The organism is Silvimonas iriomotensis (genome assembly GCF_014645535.1).
In the GTDB taxonomy this organism is placed as follows: Bacteria; Pseudomonadota; Gammaproteobacteria; order Burkholderiales; family Chitinibacteraceae; genus Silvimonas; species Silvimonas iriomotensis.
The window spans coordinates 105304-121425 of record NZ_BMLX01000003.1 but is presented as its reverse complement, the minus strand read 5'-3'; the positions used below and the strand labels follow the sequence as shown (position 1 = coordinate 121425).

At 60.1% G+C, this 16122-nt stretch carries 12 protein-coding genes; 2 read left to right on the top strand and 10 right to left on the bottom strand.

Annotated elements, in window-relative coordinates; translation table 11 throughout:
- Nucleotides 1-14 precede the first annotated feature (14 nt).
- Nucleotides 15-1028: a UDP-N-acetylmuramate dehydrogenase gene (gene murB, locus IEX57_RS12120; protein WP_188704634.1), complete on the bottom strand. Its 1014-nt coding sequence runs from the start codon at nt 1026-1028 to the stop codon at nt 15-17.
- 166 nt (nt 1029-1194) lie between these two features.
- Between murB and IEX57_RS12115 the strand changes: the two genes are divergently transcribed.
- Complete coding sequence (locus tag IEX57_RS12115; protein WP_188704633.1) at nt 1195-2244, top strand: FUSC family protein; 1050 nt, start codon at nt 1195-1197, stop codon at nt 2242-2244.
- Nucleotides 2245-2694: 450 nt separating this feature from the next.
- On the opposite strand, the gene IEX57_RS12110 is transcribed toward IEX57_RS12115, so the two are convergent.
- The 3 genes from IEX57_RS12110 to ppc all read right to left on the bottom strand — a co-directional run bounded on the left by IEX57_RS12110 (nt 2695) and on the right by ppc (nt 8675).
- Nucleotides 2695-4641 (bottom strand): glycosyl hydrolase family 18 protein, encoded by a 1947-nt coding sequence (locus tag IEX57_RS12110; RefSeq protein WP_373285187.1) that lies wholly within the window; start codon nt 4639-4641, stop codon nt 2695-2697.
- Nucleotides 4642-5353: 712 nt separating this feature from the next.
- Entirely contained in the window at nt 5354-5842 is a 489-nt protein-coding gene (locus IEX57_RS12105; protein ID WP_188704631.1) for a hypothetical protein, read from the bottom strand.
- 73 nt (nt 5843-5915) lie between these two features.
- Complete coding sequence (gene ppc, locus IEX57_RS12100) at nt 5916-8675, bottom strand: phosphoenolpyruvate carboxylase (RefSeq protein WP_188704630.1); 2760 nt, start codon at nt 8673-8675, stop codon at nt 5916-5918.
- Nucleotides 8676-8784: 109 nt separating this feature from the next.
- Between ppc and IEX57_RS12095 the strand changes: the two genes are divergently transcribed.
- Entirely contained in the window at nt 8785-9606 is an 822-nt protein-coding gene (locus IEX57_RS12095; RefSeq protein ID WP_188704629.1) for a PhzF family phenazine biosynthesis protein, read from the top strand.
- 66 nt (nt 9607-9672) lie between these two features.
- Here IEX57_RS12095 and IEX57_RS12090 read toward each other — a convergent pair whose 3' ends face one another.
- The 6 genes from IEX57_RS12090 to IEX57_RS12065 all read right to left on the bottom strand — a co-directional run bounded on the left by IEX57_RS12090 (nt 9673) and on the right by IEX57_RS12065 (nt 16016).
- Entirely contained in the window at nt 9673-11028 is a 1356-nt protein-coding gene (locus IEX57_RS12090; protein ID WP_188704628.1) for a sigma-54-dependent transcriptional regulator, read from the bottom strand.
- Nucleotides 11003-12595 (bottom strand): sensor histidine kinase, encoded by a 1593-nt coding sequence (locus IEX57_RS12085; protein WP_188704627.1) that lies wholly within the window; start codon nt 12593-12595, stop codon nt 11003-11005. The genes IEX57_RS12090 and IEX57_RS12085 overlap by 26 nt, the downstream gene beginning before the upstream one ends.
- Nucleotides 12596-12738: 143 nt before the next feature.
- On the bottom strand, nt 12739-13254 hold the full coding sequence (locus IEX57_RS12080; RefSeq protein ID WP_188704626.1) for an RNA pyrophosphohydrolase: 516 nt from the start codon (nt 13252-13254) through the stop codon (nt 12739-12741).
- A 168-nt stretch (nt 13255-13422) separates the two neighbouring features.
- Nucleotides 13423-14211, bottom strand: a complete 789-nt coding sequence (locus tag IEX57_RS12075) for a fused MFS/spermidine synthase (RefSeq protein WP_188704625.1) — start codon at nt 14209-14211, stop codon at nt 13423-13425.
- A complete protein-coding gene (gene ttcA, locus IEX57_RS12070) occupies nt 14211-15158 on the bottom strand; it encodes a tRNA 2-thiocytidine(32) synthetase TtcA (protein WP_188704624.1) in 948 nt (315 codons plus the stop codon). Before ttcA ends, IEX57_RS12075 begins: the two co-directional genes overlap by 1 nt.
- A 123-nt stretch (nt 15159-15281) precedes the next feature.
- The gene (locus IEX57_RS12065; protein WP_188704623.1) at nt 15282-16016 is read right to left on the bottom strand and encodes a pteridine reductase; all 735 of its coding nucleotides are present in this window, start codon (nt 16014-16016) and stop codon (nt 15282-15284) included.
- Nucleotides 16017-16122 lie beyond the last annotated feature (106 nt).

Sequence of the window (16122 nt, the reverse complement as noted above, 5' to 3'; positions counted from 1 at the left end):
CGTGTGGAGCCCGCTCACCAGAAGACGGGTTCGGGCTCCAGCATCACGCCAAATTGTTGCTGCACTGATGCCTGCACGGCCTGGCACAGGCGTTCGATATCAGCCCGATGCGCGCCGCCGTGGTTCACCAGCACCAGCGCCTGTTTTTCGTACATGCCAGCCGGGCCCAGCGCTTTGCCTTTCCAGCCGGCCTTGTCGATCAACCAGCCGGCGGCCAGCTTGAACCAGCCCTCGCCAAACGGATAGCTCACCAGCTCTGGCCAGTGCGCCTGCAAGCGGCCATGGGTGGCCGCATCCACCACCGGGTTCTTGAAGAAACTGCCGGCATTGCCGATCACCGCCGGGTCTGGCAATTTGCGCTGGCGCACGTTGATCACCGCCTGCGCAAGGGCTTGCGGCGACGGTTCCGCCTCGGCGCGCTGCATTTCACTGACCAGATCACCATACCCGGTGTGCAGCACCGTTTGTCTGGGCAGGCGGAAAATGACTTCGCTGATCAGCCAGCGACCGGCCTCTTCTTGCTTGAACACGCTGTCGCGATAACCAAAGCGGCATTCACACTGACTGAAGATGCGGCGCTCGCCGTTTTTCAGATCGGTGGCATGCACGCCGTACAGCACGTCTTTCACTTCTACGCCATACGCGCCGATGTTCTGGATGGGCGCCGCGCCGACGGTCCCCGGGATCAGCGAGAGATTCTCCAGCCCGCTCCAGCCTTGCGCCAGCGTCCACTGCACGAAGTCATGCCAGTTCTCGCCCGCACCGGCCGAGACATACCAGGCATGCTCGTCCTCGCCCATCAGGGTGCGGCCCATCAGCGCCACCTTGATCACCAGCCCGGGTACTTCGTCCGGCAATACCAGATTGCTGCCGCCACCCAGCACATGCCAGGGCAGCGCCGCCACCTCCGGATCAGCCCGCAGGGCGTCAAGCTGGGCCAGATCCGTCAGCGCACAGAAATACTGCGCACGGGCCGGCAAACCCAGAGTATTGAGCGAGGTCAGATCGGTGTTGTGCGAGAGCGGCATGGCAGGTCCCTGTAAAAGGTGATTATCCCGTATGCCGGCGCCCATGCACAGGCCGCCGTGCATACCGCACAGATGTGACACTGCGCGGCTTCGGGCTTATTTACCTCCACAAGATCATGTAGTCTGACTACATTGCACACTCCCCCAACGGTCTGCCCCTGCTGCCATGGCTTTGCACCCCTCGCTGATACTGGCCAATACGCCAATCAACCGTCGCAAAATGTTCCGTGGTGCAGTTGCGGTGGGTTTGCCGCTGCTGATAGCACTGACGCGTGGCGAATTTTTACCTGCCGTATACGGCGGCGTTGCCGGCTTTTATACGCTGTTCGTCGATTATGGCGGCGAAACCAGCGAGCGCATCGCGGCCATCATCTACATGACCCTGGGCATGTTGCTGGCAGGCATCGCCGGCGTGGCCGGGCATTTTGTGCCTGGCGCCGGCCTGGCCTTGCTGGTGGGTTTTGCGCTGTTTGCCGGCTGGCTGCAAGGCGCGGGGGGCTCGGTGGAGTTCATCGGCAAATACTGGCTGGTGGCTTTTCTGTTTGGCGACAGCGCGCCAGACCTGCCCCCGTTGTGTGGCACTTACCTGATCATTGGCGGCTTGTCCGGCATTTTGTCGGTGCTGATCTCGCTCAAGCTGTTTGAAGGCCCCGAATACCAGACCGCGCCCATGCTGCGCGAAGCCGCGCGCCATTTGATGCGGCGGCGCCATAACAACGGCGCGTTTGCGCTCTACTTTGCCTCGCTGGTGCTAGCGGGTTACTTGCTGGGCCAGTGGCTGCATTTGCTGCGCTATTACTGGGTGCCGCTAACCATCGCCATCGTGACGGTTTACGACGCGCATCACAGCGTGCATCGCCTGATCCAGCGGCTGGTGGGGTCGCTGGTGGGTGTGGTGGCCGGCGCGGCCGTTATCTATTACGTGAATTCGGAATGGGTGCTGGCGATTCTGGTCACGCTCATGGCCGCCATGACCCCCGCCGCCCAGGCCCGCAACTACTGGGTTGCCGTGATCCCGATTACCGCACTGGTGATGGTGCTGCTGGACTTTGGCCTGCAACGGGTCATTGCCTCGCCCATGCAGTTTGCCATTGCCCGGGTAGAAAACACCGTCCTGGCCTGCGCCCTATGCGCCGTCGGGTCCGCGCTGTATTTACGCATGCTGCCGCGCATTGAAGCCTGGCAGGAACGGCAACGGCGGCCTGGCGTGTATTGAGGTGTGAGGTGTGAGGTGTGAGGTGTGAGGTGTGAGGTGTGAGGTGTGCAGAGTGTATGGCGGGGTTTGCCGGGTGCAACCGCCATTTCATGCCGCACCACTTTCACGCACCCCACAATTTCGTCATTCCGGACCTTGGCGGCGCCCTTGGCCGGAATCCAGATGTAAACCCCGCACCGAAAAGTGCTGCCCTTTGCGTTATTGCCAGCCAAGCCCACCTGCGGTGGGCGTGCTGGATTCCTGCCTTCGCAGGAATGACGAGGCAAAGGTATGCACGCCTCCCCCTCCTCACTCCTCACTCCTCACTCCTCACTCCTCACTCCTCACTCCTCACTCCTCACTCCTCACTCCTCACTCCATCCCGCCAGCCAATAAAAAAGCCCCCCGAGAAATTCCGGGGGGCCAACCGTATCGGATCACGATACGTCGTCGGGTCTACAACCTTGCTGCTTACTGATTGATGGCGCCCATGGCGTTCATCAGTGTGGCGGATGTGTCGTCACCGTCCAGCGACCAGGAGAACACGCCGCCCATACCCTTGGACTTGGTGTAGTTCAGCTTGGTCGAGATGATGGTCGGATCGTCGTAGCTCCACCAGTTAGTGCCATCGAACTTGTACAGGCCAACTGCGGTGTTGTTGTAGTAGATCGAGCCAGCGGCCGACTTCAACACGTTGTAGTTGTTGATACCTGCTTCAGATGCACCGCTGGCCGGGCCAGTGGCGGTCTGATACATGCCGTTGTTGACGTTCTTCACACCAGTCCAGCCACGACCGTAGAACGGGATACCCATATTGAGCTTGGCAATCGGGAAGCCTGCGTTCACCAGTTCGTTGACTGCAGCATCGGTGTAGTACGTCGCGACCACGCCACCGTTCTTGATGTTCGGGCTGTTCGGGTCGGCATACAGGTTGGCCTGGAAGTCCGTCGGACCGGTCGGCTCAAAGCCGCCGTGGTAGTCGTAGGCCATCAGGTTCAGCCAGTCGACAACTGCGCCCAGTGCGGCCGGTTCTTCCTGGGCAATCTTGTCCGAGCCCGCACCCGTGGTGGCGGTCAGCAGATAGTGTTTGCCGGTGGTTGCACCGTAAGCATCCAGTTCCGAACGGAACTCTTGCATCAGCAGGGTGTAGTTGTGCTTGTCGTTCGTCGCATCAACCGTGTTGTAGCCAACACCCTGGATACCCGGGTATTCCCAGTCAATGTCGATACCGTCAAAGATGCCTGCCAGTACGCCAGTACCGCCGGTACCCGAGCCGGAATCAACCGGATAGTTACCCTTGATGTACATGTTGACGCAGCTCGATACCAGCGCCTTGCGGCCTGCATCGGTGGCAGCAGCGGCCGAGAAGTACTTGGACCACGTCCAGCCACCCAGCGACATCAGCACCTTGATGTTCGGATACTTGGCTTTCAGTTCCTTCAACTGGTTGAAGTTGCCCTTGACCGTTTGATCCCAGGTGTCAGCCACGCCGCTGACCGAAGTCGTGGCGTCAAAGCCCTTCTGGATATCGGCCCAGGCATCGCCGCCCGTACCTGCACCAGCAGCATTCGGGTTGGTGGCGCCTTGTTCAGTCACGGTCACTTGACCCTGGCACTGATAGGTACCATCAGCCTGCTTGTACACGTTGTTGAAGGCGTAGTTCAGGAAGGTCATCTTGGCAGCGGAACCGCTGGTGTCGATGTTCTTCACGTTGTAGCCCAGCGAGTAGATACCCCACTGTGCGAAGTACGAACCGACTTGATACTTGCCCGACGGGGTCGGTGCCGGCGTTGGTGTTGGTGTTGGTGTCGGTGTCGGTGTCGGTGTCGGCGTCGGTGTCGGCGTCGGTGTCGGTGTCGGTGTCGGCGTCGGCGTCGGAGTCGGCGTCGGAGTCGGCGTCGGCGTCGGAGTGCCGCCGCTGCAGTTACCCACGATCGTCCACGGCTGGCCGGTACCAGAGCCACCGTTGCTGGTGCTCGGGTTGTTGCCTTGCGTCCAGAAGTTGGCCTTGTAGTTCACGCCGTTGTAGCTGACGGTTGCGCCGGTGCTGTACGCGGTGCCGGCATCCCATGCGGTGTAGCAGCTACCCGACGGTGTCGGAGCCGGTGTGGGGGCTGGTGTCGGCGCAGGCGTCGGAGCCGGTGTCGGTGCGGGCGTTGGTGCCGGGGTCGGAGCCGGCGTGGGGGCCGGTGTCGGTGCAGGCGTCGGCGTCGGGGTCGGGGTCGGTGTGCCGCCGGTATCTGCGCCCAGATCCTTCCACAGGCTCGGGGTCGCGGCCGGGTTCCAGTTGGCGCCAACGTAATCCGTCTGCGTCACCAGGGCCTGATAGTCATGACCGTTGTAATAAACGATGGTGCCGGCAGTGTAGGTGCCACCATCTTGCCAGGTGGGATAAGCAGCAAAAGAATGGGCCGCCACGAGGGCGGCCGGAATTGCTGCAAGGTGTAAACGTCTCATTTTCATGATAGGTCAGGTCTCCATCCTTCTTGTATTGGCGCTATTCATGCGCATCCAGTGGTCTCATCGCCAGTGGTTTTATCCAGAGTGCACCGTGCGTTCAGTGCTTGTTGCAGGCGATGGCCGAATACCCTGTGCAGACTTCGGGTTCCACGGCGCCCATTTACATCCAGACCCTCCAGAGGCGTCAAGAGGACCACCGACATACGGGTTTCACCTGAGCCGTTCATTCCTTGCACCAGATCGATGCGGTTGTCAGCTTTTCCCAAGACTTGTTTTGTTGCAATGCAGCAATGAAACGTGAATATGCACAAATTGTGGCTTTTTTATGATGTCTTGTTTATATCGCGCCGCAACATAAGTGGTTGTTTATGCACCAATCAGGAAAACCTTCCGTCCGTCCGGCGGAAAAAATCGACGTTTGTCGCCGCCGAAAGGTAGGGAACATTGTTGTTCCAGAACCCGTCATCAGCCCGCTGTTTTTTCATTTTGCCGACAAGATTCTTTAATCCCTTGTCAACAAGGGTGGCAGGCACCGGATCTACCCATGCCAAAACTGGCGCACGACGAGCGGCAGGCGCAAATATGACAAAGTGGTATTACGGGAAACAGGCGACCTGTTATGCCAATGGTATTAAGGTAGGGACAGAGGCGACGGCAGCGGCGCCGTCAATCAGGGGCGATTACCCAGGTTCCAGCGCGCGCAGTACCACTTGGTCTGGTTGTTGGAAAGCCCAACCAGCACGCTGCCGAATTTGGAGAGATAACGGGGATACGGACCAGCCAGTTGCACAAACTGGATGTTGAGGGTGGTTTCCAGCTGCTTTTTGACTTTGTCGACGGGCGTGGGGATCAGCGCCCCGACCATCAGCGCGCCGCTGGTGGGCACGTTGACGAACACTTCAGTGGCGGTATTGCCGGCCAGTTGTGCTTTCTTGGCGTCATACCATTCAGCGTCGCCCCAGGTGCGCAGGGGTTTGCCGAGGTAATGCTGAAAATAGCCGCGCCACCATTCGGTGGACCATTCGGATTCACAGGTCAGTGCGGCCTCAACCTGCTCACCAAAATGATTGGGCAGCCCTGCGGCGGCAACCGGCCGGGCCGCCACCAGAAACATCGCCGCCAGGCCCGCTGCCTTGAAGATTTCAAAGCGTCGGATCATGGCGGCGAGTATATGACGGATTGTCGCGAGGCGGTGCATCCGCATCACCCCGCGACGGGCAAACCACAACGCATCAACCGCTGTTACGCAGGCCGGCGGCAATGCCGTTAATGGTCAGGTGCACGGCGTGTTGCAGTTCTTCGCTTTCATCACCGGCACGCATGCGCTTCAGCAGTTCTACTTGCAGATGGTTCAGCGGGTCCAGATACGGCAGGCGGTTATCCAGACTGCGTGCCAGCATCGGGTTGTCACCCAGCAACTGGCTGTGGCCGGTAATGGCCAGCACGGCGTCTACTGCACGTTGCCATTCATCACGGATACGGCCGAAGATGCGGCGGGCCAGATCCTGATCACGCACCAGTTCAGAGTAACGCGCAGCAATTGCGATATCCGACTTGGCCAGCACCATTTCCATATTGGAGACGGTCACCTGGAAGAACGGCCACTCGCTGTACAACTCTTGCAGCACAGCCAGACCCTTGTCGCCGGTTTCGGCCAGGTATTCGGCAATGGCCGTACCAAAACCATACCAGCCCGGCAGCATCAGACGGCATTGCGACCAGGAGAACACCCACGGGATCGCACGCAGATCGGCGATGCTGTTGGTGTTCTTGCGGGCGCTGGGGCGCGAGCCGATGTTCAGGCTCGGGATCTCGTTGATCGGCGTTGCTTCACGGAAATACGTGATGAATTCCGGTGTCGCGTAAACCAGATCACGGTAGGACTGATAGGCACGCAGCGACAGACGCTCTGCCAGCTTGTGGCGTTCCGGCGTATCCACACCGGTCTGCTCGTCCGACGGGAAGCTGGCTTCCAGCGTGGCAGAGATCATGATTTCCAGGTTGCGGCGGCCCACTTCACGGTCGGCAAACTTGGAGGCAATCACTTCGCCCTGTTCGGTAATCCGGATCTGGCCATTCACGGAGCCAGCCGGCTGCGCCACGATGGCGTCAAAAGCCGGGCCGCCACCGCGACCGACCGTACCGCCACGACCGTGGAACAGACGCATCTTGATGCCGGCAGCATCAAACACCTTCACCAGGTTCAGCTCGGCCTTGTAGAGCTCCCAGTTGGACGTCATGTAACCGCCGTCCTTGTTGGAGTCCGAATAGCCCAGCATCACTTCCTGCACCTGATCGCGGCCGCCCACAATGGCGCGCCACTGCGGCAGGGCAAAAAGGTCAGCCATGATCTGGCCGCTGTTCCGCAAGTCGGCGGTGGTTTCAAACAGCGGGATGATATTGATTTTGGCTTTGAGCGACGGCGCCAGCTGGATGATGCCGACTTCGTTCATCAGCACCGCCACTTCCAGCATGTCAGAGACCGACGCGCAGTTGGAAATAATGTAGTTCGGCAGTGCCTGCGAGCCATAACGCGACTGGATTTCTTCAGCAGCGCGATAGATATCGATCTCTTTTTGTACGTCTTCCGAGTAATCGATATACGGGCAGATCAGCGGGCGCGGGCTGGCTAGTTCACGCAGCAGTACGACGCGACGGGAGGCTTCGTCCAGCTTGCTGTAGTCCTCAAGACCCGCCTTCTGGAAGAGTTCGGTCAGCACCTTTTCATGCGTGGTGGAGATCTGGCGCATGTCGATCGGCGCCAGATGGAAACCGAACACCGACACGGCGCGCAGCAGGCGACGCAGGCGGCCATTGGCCAGCTTGGCGGCGCCATGCGCCTTGAGCGAATTGGAAACGATCAACAGATCGCGTTCCAGTTCAGCGGCGCTTTCGTATTCCGGCGCGCGGGCGACATCATGCAACTGGTGATGGAACGTACCAATGCGCACGGCGGTCGCGAAAATACGGGCCGTGATATGCCCCACTGCCAGACGATAGGGTTCTTCGGTCTTGCGTTCGTCTTCAGCGGCCTGTTCAGCCAGTTGCTGCAGCGACTGGTCAACCTGCACCAGACGGACCGACATCGACAACTCGGCGCCCAGCTTGGAACACTGCTGGTAGTAGTAATCCAGCGCAATGCCCGACTGGCGCGATACGGCGTAACGCATCACGTCACCGGTCACGAACGGGTTACCGTCACGGTCGCCACCGATCCAGGAGCCGACGTGCACAAAATTGGGCAACTCGACATCTGCACCGGCCAGTTGGGACAGGCGATCTTCCAGATCGACATACAGACGCGGCAGTTCATGCAGGAAGGTGCTGCGGAAATAGGTAGAGCCGTTTTCGACTTCGTCCTGTACCTTGAGCTTGAAGGTACGGATTTCGCGGGTTTGCCACAGCGTCAGCACCACGCGTTCCAGTGCTTCGCGGTTGGCGCGCTCTTCTTCCGGCGTCATGGGGTTGCGATCGCGCGCAACCAGCAATTCGGAGATGGCAGCGTGGCATTCCAGAATGGTCTTGCGCTTCACTTCCGTGGGGTGCGCAGTCAGTACCGGGGCGATCAGCGTATCGCTCAACAGGGCCAGAATTTCGGCCGGTTTGATACCGCGATCAATCAGTGCGGTCACCGCAGCTTCGATGCTGCCACGTTGCGCTTCCGATCCATGCATTTTGTGGATGCGACGGCGGCGGTTATGATGCAAGTCCTCCGCTATATTGGACAGGTGCGAGAAATAGCTGAACGCACGCACCAGCGCCATGGCGTTGTCCAGGTCAAGCGTAGAAAGCGTGCGCGCCAGGGTAACGCTGGCTTCCGGGTCATGGCCTTCCACGTAACGGATTGCCAGGTCCCGAATCGCGCCAATCTGGTCGGCAGCAGCGTTGCTGGTTTGTTCACGGATCGTGTTTTCGAGCACGTCCGCAAGGATTTCAAGGTCGCGCGCCAGGGGCTGGTCTTTTTCGGCAATCAGTTCCAGAGCAGAAGACATGGGTTTCGCTATCAGAAAGGCGTTGATCGGACAGTTGGGACAAACCCCAGCATTGTAACAAATAACACTCGTTCCTCGTCGCAAATACGGGGCGAATCGTGATTAAAAAATGGTAAAAATTCCATTCCACCTGCTAAACATTTTTGGCGAGCGCCGCATGGGCGGTTGTCCAGTGGTCATTTGCGAGACCACCAAGCGCCCTGATCCGGCCGTGGCACAGCGTCTGGCCTATCAGTTCTGTGCGCCGGAAACCGGTTTTCTGGAAACGCGCAGCCAGTCCTGGACCGCCTACACGCCGCAGCTGGCCTTGCCCTATTCCACGGCGGTCGCGCTGGGTGCATCCAGCATTGCGGCGCAGATTGCCATCGGCGCGCCCACCATCGGCTACAAGAAAAACGACCTGTGGTGGGTGCAGACCCCCGCAGGCCACGCCCGTGCGGCGCAGGTAGACAACCTGGCGCTGGCGGCGGCGCTGGGCTTGAACCCGGCCGATCTGTCCGGCCCCTTGTTATGGGTTGATAGCGACTTTACGCAGCTGGTGGTGCCGCTGCGCGCCCGCCAGCATGTGCTGCAAGTGGCGCCACGGCTTGATTTGCTGATGTCCGCGCTGGGCAATCCGCATCAACTGCTGCAGATTGCGCTGTGGAGTAACGATGGCGAAGTGCTGACGCTGCGCGCCTTCACCGCAGACCCGTTCCATTTGCAGGAAGACTTTGGCGCCGGCAGCGCGGCGGCGGCGATCGGCCACTGGTTTATCGCCAACGGCAATACACCTCCCTTTTCGTTCCGCATCGAACAAGGCCACACCATCCACCGCCGGATTTCGCCGTTGTCGGTGCTGTATCTGGACGTGGATGCCCAGCGGCGCGTGGCCATTGGCGGGCGCGTCTGGGAACTCGGCAGCGGCGAACTGGAAGTCGACGGGATTTGACGCTGCGGTGTCACCCCACAAAAAAAGCCCGGTCATGACCGGGCTTTTTTCATGCTGGCGATCGTGTCACAGCCCCAGCCGCTCCATGCGGTAACGGAACGAGCGGAAAGTGACGCCCAGCACCTTGGCCGCTTGCGTGCGGTTGCCACCGGTTTTTTCCAGCGCGTCCAGAATGGCGGCGCGCTCTACCCGATCCAGATAATCCTGCAGGTTGTCGGTGACTTCACTGGCGCCTTCTTCACGGATCGACTCGGTTGCCGGGGTAATCTGCAGGTCGTCGGCGGTAATGGTCTGGCCATCACACAAGGCCAATGCGCGTTCCAGCATGTTTTCCAGTTCGCGCACGTTACCCGGAAACGCATAGTGACGCAGCGCCGCCAATGATTCTGACGCCAGCGCCGGCACGTCCTGGCCGCTTTGCTGGGCCAGCCGCGCCAGTACATGGCGGGCGATCAGTTCGACATCCGCGCCCATTTCACGCAGCGGCGGCATGTGCAGTTCAATCACGTTGAGGCGATAGTACAAATCCTGGCGGAAACGCCCGCTTTCGACACAGCGCGACAGGTTCTGGTGCGTGGCGCTGATGATGCGCACATCGACCGCTTCTTCCTGGGTGGCACCCACCTTGCGGACCTTGCGTTCCTGAATGGCGCGCAAGAGTTTGACCTGCATGGGCAGTGGTAAATCAGCCACTTCGTCCAGAAACAGCGTGCCGCCGTGTGCGGCCTGAAAGAAGCCGTCGCGATCGGCGTCCGCGCCGGTAAACGCGCCTTTGCGGTAGCCAAAGAACTCGCTTTCCATCAGGTTTTCAGGAATCGCACCGCAGTTGACCGCCACAAAGGGCTTTTCTGCCCGGACCGACTGGGCGTGGATCATGCGCGCGGCGCGCTCCTTGCCCGAGCCCGACTCCCCGCTCACATACACCGGCGCCGCGCTGCGGGCCAGTTTGTCGATCAGTTCATGCACCTGCTTCATGGCGGAAGATTCGCCCAGCAGCATCCGCCCTGGCGCATTGCCGGCCGGCGTCGGGGTGGGTTCGTCGTCCAGGCTCAGCGCGGATTTGATCAGCGTGCGCAGTTGTTCCAGCGATACCGGCTTGGCCAGGTAATCAAACGCGCCGGCCTTGAGCGCATCGACCGCGTTCTGGGTACTGCCATAGGCGGTGATGACCGCGACCGGTAAATCCAGCCGCTTTTGCTGCACGTAGCGGATGACATCCATGCCGTCGCCATCCGTCATGCGCATGTCGGTCAGGCAAAAGTCATAGCGCTGGCTATCCAGCCGGCGGCGCGCTTCGGTCACGCTGTGGGCGGTGTCGACCGACAAACCCATTTTCAGCAGCGTCAATTCCAGCAGTTCTGCCAGATCGACCTCGTCATCCACCACCAGAACGCGCTTATCCGTTCGTGTTTTTCTGGCCATCATTCATTCCGAAGGTAATGCGGAAACGCGCGCCTTTGTCAGGCGGCGCATACACCAGATGTGCAGCGTTGGCGGCGCAGATCTCCCGCGCAATATACAACCCCAGGCCCGTTCCCTTCGATTCCGTGGTGAAGAAAGGCTCAAACAGTTGCACTTGCGCATCCGCCGGCACCGGCGGGCCATCGTTGAACACATCAAGCATCCAGTGGCCGTCGGCCTGGTGCACCGTAAAGGTCAGGCTGCCCTCGCCCTGGCTGCAATATCGCCAGCCATTGCGCGCCAGGTTCCACAACACCTGATGCAAATGGCCAGGGTCGAACCGTATCACCACATCCGGCGGACAAACCAGCGGCAGCAGCGGAGCGATCTTTTCTACCTGACGAAACTCCTCCAGAAAGCCGCTCAGCCACTGCGCCAGGTCAATCTCTGTAATCTGCAGACGGTCGCGCCGGTTCAGTTCCAGCACGTCATGCACCATGCGTTCCAGCCGCCTGGCGTTGTCGTCAATGATGCGCGTCAATCTTGTATATAGCGGATCGTCGCCGGTTTCTTCGCCCAGCAACTGGGCCGCGTGGCTGATGGCAGAGAGCGGATTGCGGATTTCATGCGCCAGGTTGGCGGTCAGCCGGCCCAGTGCCGCCAGCTTGAGTTGTTGCGACTCGTGCCGCAGGCGGTCCATGTCTTCCAGATAGACCATCACGTCGCCGGGCTCTTCATCCGACAAACCCACCATGCGCAGGCGCAGGGTTTTCTGCGGCCGCCCGCCGGCGACCAGTTCCGCTACCCGGGTGCGGTCTTGCTGCCAGGCCGCCACGGCTTCAGCCAGGCGCGGCAGCGGTTCTGCCACCAGATCCCCGATCAGCAGGCTGCGGCCGGTCAGTTGCTCGGCGCGTTCGTTGAACTGGCGGATATGCCCCAGGCTATCGACCACCACGACGCCATCGGATACATCCTGCAAGATGCGCTGGTTCACCTGCGCCAGGTTCTGCAAGTCCACGCCGCGCTGCTCGGCCAGTTTTTCGCTGGCTTCTGCCGTGCGTGACAAGCGATGTCCCAGCCAGGCCACCGCAAAACAGGCCACGCACAACAAGGCGGGGGTGAAGTTTTCGTCGAACGAGGCTTGATACACCAGCACGCGCCAGGCTTGCTCGATCAACAGCGCAATACTGGCCACGGCGGCATGGAACAGCGTCATGCGCCCGCGGGAAATCAGCCCGGCGGCGGCCAGATACGGCAGCAGCAAGATACCCAGCCCGCTGCGCACCCCGCCAAACAGATCCATCAGGCAGACCAGGAAGATCACATCGGTGACCACCTGCACACTGATCTGGATTTCAAAACTGGGCTTGCGCCGCAAAATGGTGACCGCAAACAGGCCGATCAGGACAAGATCGCCGCCGATCAGCCACAAAAACGGGCCACGCAGACTGGGGTCGTTAACAAAACGATGGGAAAAAACGGCGATGCTGAGGATCAGCCCCAGCACGCACAGCAGGCGAAAGAGGTTGAGCACGGCGAGCGAGCGCCAGTGCATCTCTGAGGTATTGCGGTGTGGTGTATCCGGCATGGCGCGGGCCTTCTGATTGTGCCTTGTTGCCTGACCCGCGCAGCGGGCCTTTGTCGAAATCCGGGAATAAAACCGGCCCGGGCAGTGTGGCAACCAGCGCCACCCTGCCTTGGGGCCGGGTTAATACGTTACAAGCACCGTGCTCAGGTCGAAGAAGGCGTCGGGGACGGCGGGCGGCGATCCGGCTCGCGATCCAGAAAACGCGATAACTCCGACAACGCAGCTTCATACACGCCACGTTTGAATTCGATCACGGCCTCTAACGGCGACCACCACTCATTCCAGCGCCAGGCGTCGAATTCGGGGTGGTTGGTACGGCGCAGGCAGACATCAGAGTCATGCCCTTTGAGCCGCAGCAAAAACCAGATCTGCTTTTGTCCTTTATAAGTACCGCGCCATTCGCGGCGGACCCAGTTGGTCGGCACATCATATTTCAACCATTCACGCGTGCGACCGATGATTTCGACCTGTTGCGACGACAGGCCGACCTCTTCCATCAGCTCGCGGAACATGGCTTGTTCCGGTGTTTCACCCTGTTTGATCCCACCCTGCGGGAATTGCCAGGAATGCTCGCGTACGCGTTTTCCCCAGAAAACCTGATTCCTTTGGTTGACGATGATGATGCCGACGTTCGGACGATAACCGTCTCGGTCGAGCATGGGTAATACCTTGTTAAACTTTGGTTAACCCCGATTTTTCCACATCCGCAAAGGCTTGGAAACCAGCAAATGCGATCGGGTGCTGCAAAGCGGGTTTTTACCGGTGCCGCTCAGCACATCATTACCATGTCATGACGTGCTGCAATGCGGCCCCGGGCAAAGTCGCCATCAAATGAAGAGCTTGCGATCATTGTGCGGATTAAGCCGCGCCAGATCGCTCACAAATTCATCAAATTCCAGTCCGTAGGCTGCTTTCAGTTGCGCGGCGCGCTCTGCCAGCGTGGCCCAGCCCGGGTTGTTCTGGCTGCGTACAAAGCAAAATGCCAGCACATTGCCCTTTTGCCGCGCAGGCAACAGCAAGATGCGCTCGCTGAATGCCGCGCTGAGCCGGTCGCGATAGGTTTCAAAGCGACGATCCGATCCCCACAGGTTGACGACCAGCACGCCTTCTTCCGTCAGCCGCTCGCGGCAGGCACTGAAAAAATCGGCCGTGGCCAACGGTTCAGCAATGCCAGAGGCCGAGTAGGCATCCATGATGATCAGGTCGGCTGAGGCGTCGGGCATGGCGTAAACGTGCGCCGCGCCATCACCCACGACCACATCCAGGTGCTCGTCATCGGCCGGCAACTGGAACATGGAACGCGCCACCGCCACCACTTGCGGGTGCAACTCCACCGCAGTCAGGTGGGTGGAGGGCATTTTCTCGTGCATCCATTTGGCGATCGAACCACCACCCAGGCCAATCAACAGCGCTTTGCGCGGGTGCGGATTGAACAGCAAAAAGCCGAACAGACAGCGGGTATAGGCCAGCACGAGTTCGATCGGGTCGCTGACGCGCATGGCGCTCTGGGTATCGTCGCCACCAAAATGCAGCTTGCGGATACCCAATGAGTCAGAAATGTCGATCTGGATTTCGGTCTGCGCGGCCGGGCTGATGCGTTTGGAACGAAACAGCATCAGAAATCACCGCAAGCGCTGTCAGACGGTTCGCCATCGGGTTTGCTTGCCAGGATATTGATGCGGCCCGGCTCGCTGAACTGGTCGCGATCAAACGCCTTGTCACCGTCTTCACGCGCAATGCCGTCGGCTTTGGCGTTCTTGAAGTCGTACAGCCCGGTGTCGGCCAGGTGCGAGGGCACCACGTTCTGCATGGCGCGGAACATGCTCTCGATCCGGCCGGGGAAACGCTTGTCCCAGTCTTTGATCATCTGGCCGACCACTTCACGCTGCAGATTGGGCTGACTGCCGCACAGGTTGCACGGAATGATCGGGAACTGTCTGGCTTCGGCGTAGCGGATGATGTCTTTCTCGCGACAATAGGCCAGCGGGCGGATCACCACATGTTTGCCATCGTCGCTGACCAGTTTGGGCGGCATGGACTTCATCTTGCCGCCGTAGAACATGTTCAGGAACAGCGTTTCCAGAATGTCTTCACGGTGATGGCCCAGCGCAATCTTGGTGGCGCCCAGCTCGTCGGCCACGCGGTACAGAATGCCGCGGCGCAGGCGCGAGCACAGGCCACAGGTGGTTTTGCCTTCCGGCACCACGCGCTTGACGATGGAATACGTGTCTTCCTCGATGATGTGGTACTCGACCCCCAGCGCCTTGAGGTATTCCGGCAGTACATGCTCCGGAAAACCCGGCTGCTTCTGGTCCAGGTTCACCGCCACAATGCTGAAATTGATGGGGGCTGAGCGCTGCAGACCCATCAGGATATCGAGCATGGTGTAGCTGTCTTTACCGCCGGACAGGCACACCATCACCTTGTCGCCTTCTTCGATCATGTTGAAATCGTTGATGGCGTCGCCCACGGCGTGGCGCAGCCACTTGGTGAGCTTGTTGAAGTTGTATTGCTGCTTTTTTTCCGCTTCGGTGAGCGCGGTCGTTTCAGTTGCTGCGTTCATGGCATAAAGCTCACGGGGCGCACACGGCATTGACTCCGTATGCGCCCCGTTGGGTAGATGGTTGAATTGACGACGATTTTAACCGAAATCGGCCCGGTTCGGCCATGGTCATTCGCCGCGGGCTTACAGCACCACGCTGCGCCCGCCGTCTACCGGCAGGATCACGCCCGTGACATAGGGTGCTTCCAGCAAAAAGTGGATGGCCTGCGCCAGATCTTGCGGCGTGCCGGTGCGGGCCAGCGGAATGGTCGCTTCAATGCGTGCGCGCTCGGTGGCATCAAACACGCTGTCATGATCAGGCCACAGATTGGACCCCGGCGCGACGGCGTTCACCCGCACCTGCGGCGCCAGTTCCCGCGCCAGCGACCGCGTCATGGCCACCAGCCCTGCCTTGGCCACGGTGTAAAGCGTGTGCTCCGGGTACGGCCGGTCGGCGTGGATATCTGCAATGCTGACGATCGCGCCGCGGCTTTCGCGCAGCGCCGCGACTGCCGCCTGCGCCAGAAAGATCGGCGCCTTGAGGTTGGAGCCCAGCAAGTCATGCCAAGCGCTCTCGGTAAACTGACCCACTGGCGTCGGGAAGAACGATGACGCGTTGTTGATCAGCGCATCCAGCCGGCCAAAACGGGTCAGCACCTGGGTAACAAGCACCGGCAAGCTGGCGGTATCCAGTAAATCAGCCTGAAACAGCGCCACCGACTCGGGCCGGCGTGCGTTCAGTTCATCGGCCAGCGTCTGGGCATCAGCCACAGAACTGCGGTAATGCAGCGCCACGCGCCAGCCGCGCTCGTGCAGATATCTGACAATGCCCGCTCCGACACGGCGCGCACCACCGGTGACCAGCGCCACCTTCTCCATGCGGTTTCTCCAGTTTGCCCGGCTGCGATGATGCCAGGCCAGATCACATCATTTACTTTAGAATTGGCAATTGGATAACCACACTGCCTTTGTGCAATTTTGCTGC

Bases quoted from the DNA above. Each gene is read 5' to 3' on its own strand.
- murB (WP_188704634.1), bottom strand. From the start codon at position 1,028: ATGCCGCTCTCGCACAACACCGATCTGACCTCGCTCAATACTCTGGGT.
- IEX57_RS12115 (WP_188704633.1), top strand. From the start codon at position 1,195: ATGGCTTTGCACCCCTCGCTGATACTGGCCAATACGCCAATCAACCGT.
- IEX57_RS12105 (WP_188704631.1), bottom strand. From the start codon at position 5,842: ATGATCCGACGCTTTGAAATCTTCAAGGCAGCGGGCCTGGCGGCGATG.
- ppc (WP_188704630.1), bottom strand. From the start codon at position 8,675: ATGTCTTCTGCTCTGGAACTGATTGCCGAAAAAGACCAGCCCCTGGCG.
- IEX57_RS12095 (WP_188704629.1), top strand. From the start codon at position 8,785: ATGGTAAAAATTCCATTCCACCTGCTAAACATTTTTGGCGAGCGCCGC.
- IEX57_RS12090 (WP_188704628.1), bottom strand. From the start codon at position 11,028: ATGGCCAGAAAAACACGAACGGATAAGCGCGTTCTGGTGGTGGATGAC.
- IEX57_RS12085 (WP_188704627.1), bottom strand. From the start codon at position 12,595: ATGCCGGATACACCACACCGCAATACCTCAGAGATGCACTGGCGCTCG.
- IEX57_RS12080 (WP_188704626.1), bottom strand. From the start codon at position 13,254: ATGCTCGACCGAGACGGTTATCGTCCGAACGTCGGCATCATCATCGTC.
- IEX57_RS12075 (WP_188704625.1), bottom strand. From the start codon at position 14,211: ATGCTGTTTCGTTCCAAACGCATCAGCCCGGCCGCGCAGACCGAAATC.
- ttcA (WP_188704624.1), bottom strand. From the start codon at position 15,158: ATGAACGCAGCAACTGAAACGACCGCGCTCACCGAAGCGGAAAAAAAG.
- IEX57_RS12065 (WP_188704623.1), bottom strand. From the start codon at position 16,016: ATGGAGAAGGTGGCGCTGGTCACCGGTGGTGCGCGCCGTGTCGGAGCG.